Source organism: Mycobacterium sp., assembly GCF_035499775.1.
In the GTDB taxonomy this organism is placed as follows: domain Bacteria; phylum Actinomycetota; class Actinomycetes; order Mycobacteriales; family Mycobacteriaceae; genus Mycobacterium.
In genome coordinates this window covers 1-4,327 of sequence record NZ_DATJYB010000245.1, presented here as the reverse complement: position 1 = coordinate 4,327, position 4,327 = coordinate 1, and the positions used below count along the sequence as shown (strand labels likewise).

General features: G+C 65.8%; 2 protein-coding genes. Both read left to right on the top strand.

All coding sequences use genetic code 11. The features are described 5' to 3' along the window. Positions 1–127: 127 nt before the first annotated feature. Complete coding sequence (locus VML93_RS16290) at positions 128–3,379, top strand: LuxR C-terminal-related transcriptional regulator (RefSeq protein ID WP_325612174.1); 3,252 nt, start codon at positions 128–130, stop codon at positions 3,377–3,379. A 139-nt stretch (positions 3,380–3,518) separates the two neighbouring features. Further along, the coding region (locus tag VML93_RS16285; RefSeq protein WP_325612172.1) for a DUF3060 domain-containing protein at positions 3,519–4,327 on the top strand (809 nt) is incomplete at its 3' end.

Sequence of the window (4,327 nt, the reverse complement as noted above, 5' to 3'; positions counted from 1 at the left end):
TCTGCTCGGCGGGAGAGATGCGCGGTTCCGCGGATGTTATGTGGCGTATCCGGGCGGCATGCTGACTAGCATGAGCGAGATTGATCCGCGGGTGGACATGCCGCAGCTGAACTGGAGCGATCTTGGCGTGAGCGGGCTTTTGCCGACGGGCACGGTGACGCTGCTATTGGCGGACGTCGAGAATTCCGCGGGGCTGTGGGAGACCCAGCCCGAGCAGATGACGGCGGCATTCGCGCGGCTGGATCAGGAGCTGTCGGATCTGCTGGCGGCGCATGGCGGGGTGCGGCCGGTCGAGCAGGGCGAGGGCGACAGCTTCGTCGTGGCCTTCGCGCGGGCCAGTGATGCGGTGGCCTGTGCACTGGGACTGCAGCGCGCTCCCTTGGCTCCGATCAACTTGCGGATCGGAGTGCACACCGGCGAGGTGCAGCTGCGCGATGAAGGCAATTACATCGGGCCCGCCATCAATAAGACGGCGCGGCTGCGCAATCTGGCTCATGGCGGGCAGACGGTGTTGTCGGGTGTCACCGAAGCCTTGATCGCTGACGCGCTGCCCGCCGATGTGTGGTTGACCGATCTGGGCAGTCATGAGCTGCGTGGTGTGGCCCGCCCGGAACGCGTCGTCCAACTGTGCCATCCCGATCTGCGCAACGACTTCCCACCGCTGCCTACGTCGAAACACGTTGTGGCACATAATCTTCCAGCGCTATTTACCAGCTTTATCGGACGCGGCCTGCAGCTGGCAGAGGTGCGCGAGCTGCTGGCGCAGAACCGGTTGGTCACCTTGACCGGTGCCGGCGGGGCCGGCAAAACGCGCCTGGGGGTAGAAATCGCCAACCGGTTGGCGGGCGACTATGCCGAGGGTGTCTGGTATGTGGATCTGACGCCGATCACCAATCCCGCGGTGGTGCCGGTGGCGGTATTGCGCGCGCTAGGTCTGCCTGATCAGCCCGGCCACTCGACGATGGATACGTTGCTGCGGTTCGCCCGTGACCGTCAGCTGCTGGTGGTGCTGGACAACTGTGAGCATCTGCTGGATGCGTGCGCCGACCTGGTCGTGGCGCTGTTGGGTGGGGCGCCGGGGCTGACGCTGCTGGCGACCAGTCGGGAACCGATCGGTGTGCCGGGGGAGGCGACGTGGCGGGTGCCGTCGCTGTCGGTGTCCGATGAGGCGATCGAGTTGTTCGCCGACCGTGCGCGGCTGGCCCAGATTGACTTCAACGTCACCGACGACAACGCCGCGACCGTCGTGGAGATCTGCGCCCGGCTGGATGGGATGCCTTTGGCGATCGAGTTGGCCGCGGCGCGGGTGCGGTCGTTGTCGGTCGGCGAGATCCTCGACAGCCTGCATGACCGCTTTCGTCTGTTGACCGGGGGTGCGCGCACCGCGGTGCGCCGTCAGCAGACGTTGCGGGCTTCGGTGGATTGGTCGCACGCGCTGCTGACCGAAACCGATCGTGTCCTGTTCCGTCGGCTTGCGGTGTTTTTCGGCGGATTCGATCTGGAGGCGGCCCAGGTGGTCGCGGGCACCGATGGGCTCGAGCGCTACCAAGTCCTCGATCAGCTCACCCTGCTGGTCGACAAATCGTTAGTCGTCGCCGAAAACATAAGGGGCCGAACGCGATACCGGTTGCTTGAAACTGTGCGACAGTATGCGCTGGAGAAACTCGGCGAGTCCGGTGAAGCCGATGCCATTCGCTCGCGGCACAGAGACCACTACACCGCACTCGCTGCCCTGCTTGACGCCCCGGCAGGCAGTCACAATGATCAGCGCCTCGAGCAGACCGAAACCGAGATCGACAATCTACGGGCGGCCTTCACCTGGAGTCGGGAAAACTCCGCAATCGAGCTCGCGTTGGCGCTGGCATCGTCGCTGCAACCGTTGTGGCTCGCTCGGGGTCGTGTGCGGGAAGGGCTGGCGGCGTTAGACGCAGCGCTTGCCGACTTCGACGCGCAGCCCGACAATACGACGGCGGCGGCGCGGGCACGAGCCCTGGCCGACAGGGCAGTGCTCGCCGTCAGAGACGGTGCTGACAGCCGGGAGCAGGCTCAGCAGGCACTGTCGATCGCGCGCGAGGTCGACGAGCCCGTCCTTCTGGGCCGCGCGCTCACGGCCTGCGGGTTCGTTGCAGGCTTCTTCGACGCGGAGGCGGCTCCGGGCTATTTCGCCGAGGCGATCGGTCTGGCGCGCGCGGTCGATGACCGGTGGCGGCTAAGCCAAATCCTCGCCTGGCAGGCGATCGCGGCAGGCGCGGCCGGTGACTCGCTCGCAGCGCGCACGTGTGCCGAAGAAGGACGCGCTCTTGCCGAGGCCATCGGTGACCGGTTTGTCGCGCGCGTGTGCCGCTGGTGCCTCGGAGTGGTACGGACAAGGCAGGGTGACCTGGTCGGCGCCGCAGCACAATTGGGTCAGCTGGTGGCCGAAACCCAGGCAGCTCACGACAGACTCGTTGAGGCGAATAGCCTTGCGAGGCTGGCCCATGTGCTGGCGCATCAGGGTGACACGGTCGCGGCGCGGGCTGCGGCGGAGGCCGCCGTCGAGGCCGCCGTCGAGCTGGGCGGGATTCATTCCGCTGCGAGCTACACCTCGTTGGCCGTCGCCGCACTGGCCGCCGGCGATGCCGCCGGGGCGCGGGACGCGTGCGAGGCCGGACCGCAACTGAACGTCTTGTCCAGGGCGACGGCGGCCCAAAGCACCTGCCATGCGCAGGCCGCTCTGGCGTGTGGGGATCTGATCGCGGCCCGCCGTGAGGTTGACGAGGCAATCAGGACGGCGACCGGCTTTTATCTGTCGCACGCACTGTGGACGCGCGCCACGCTGTCGATCGCAGAGGGGGAGCCGGAACCAGCCGAGCGCGACGCCCACGATGCACTCGGGATCGCGGCGACCACCGCGTCGTACCTGCTCATCCCCGGCATCCTGGAGTGCCTCGCTGCTCTGGCCGGCGACGCCGGTAGTCACCGCGAGGCGACCCGGCTCTTTGGCGCGGCACACGCGATCCGGCAACGCCTCGGCGCGGTCCGCTTCAAAGTCTATGACGCCGGCTCGGTAGCCTCGGTAGCGGTGCTACGAGATGAGATGGGGGAGAAGGATTTTGACGCGGCTTTTGCCGAGGGTGCGGCGTTGTCCACCGAAGAGGCGATCGCCTATGCGCAGCGTGGCCGCGGCGAACGCAAACGCCCGACCAGTGGCTGGGCGTCACTCACCCCGACCGAGTTGGACGTGGTGCGACTGGTGAGCGAAGGGCTGGCCAACAGCGACATCGCCACAAGACTTTTCGTCTCACCACGTACCGTGCAGTCCCACCTCACTCACGTCTACGCCAAACTGGGCCTGACCTCGCGCGTGCAGCTTGCCCAGGAAGCGGCGCGCCGCGCATGAAACGTGATGGTCACCGTCGTCAATCCGTACCCTGGCCACTCCGTGACGCTCGACGAAGTCCGCGAAATCCGTCCGGGAAAATCCTCAAGCACGTGCTACGGGCTGACTTGGCGAAGGCAAGCGTGCGACCATTTGGCGAATGAAGGATGACGACCCCGAGAAGCGGATCCGCGAACTCGAACGCGGGCTTGCCGAAGCGAGATCTTCGCCCCACGCTCCGTACTACGACGCGGGCTTCACAAACGCCGGCTACACGGCTCCGGCGCGCAGGGGCGGCGGGGTGCGCTGGCCGATAATCCTTCTCTTCGTCGTGCCGACCCTCCTGGCGCCAATCGTGATGGCAATCTTCTGGGGGGTGAATCAGCTGCGCAACACCCCCGCGAACGTGAACAGCGGCGCCGCGACGAGCGCCCCTCCGATCACCCTGGAGCACGGCGGCACATTCAGTCTCGGCGGGAGCGGCGCCAACGACACGATCGCGTGCAACGACGGCAGCGTGACGCTGAATTCAAACAGCAGCGCAGTGAAAATCACCGGTCACTGCGCCAGCCTCAAGCTGACCGGTTTCGATAACCGCGTGAACATCGACAGCGCCGATGTGATCGAGGTGTCCGGCTTCAGCAACGCGATCACGGAGACCGCGTGCAATAACGGCAGACTGACGTTTTCCAGCTACGGCAACAGATTTACCGCACCCGGCACCTGTGCCAGCCTCACCGTCTCGGGCAATGACAATCAAGCGAAGGTCGACGGCGTCGGCACCATCGTGATTTCCAATTTCAACAACCGGATTACCGTCACCGGCCACGGTGGCAACCTCACCATCTCCACGATCAATGCGTACGGCAATGAGGTCCAGTTCGACACCGTCGACTCCATCGATGTCTCGAGCTTCAACAACACGGTGACCTACCACAGCGGCTTACCCAAGATCACCGACTCGGGCCG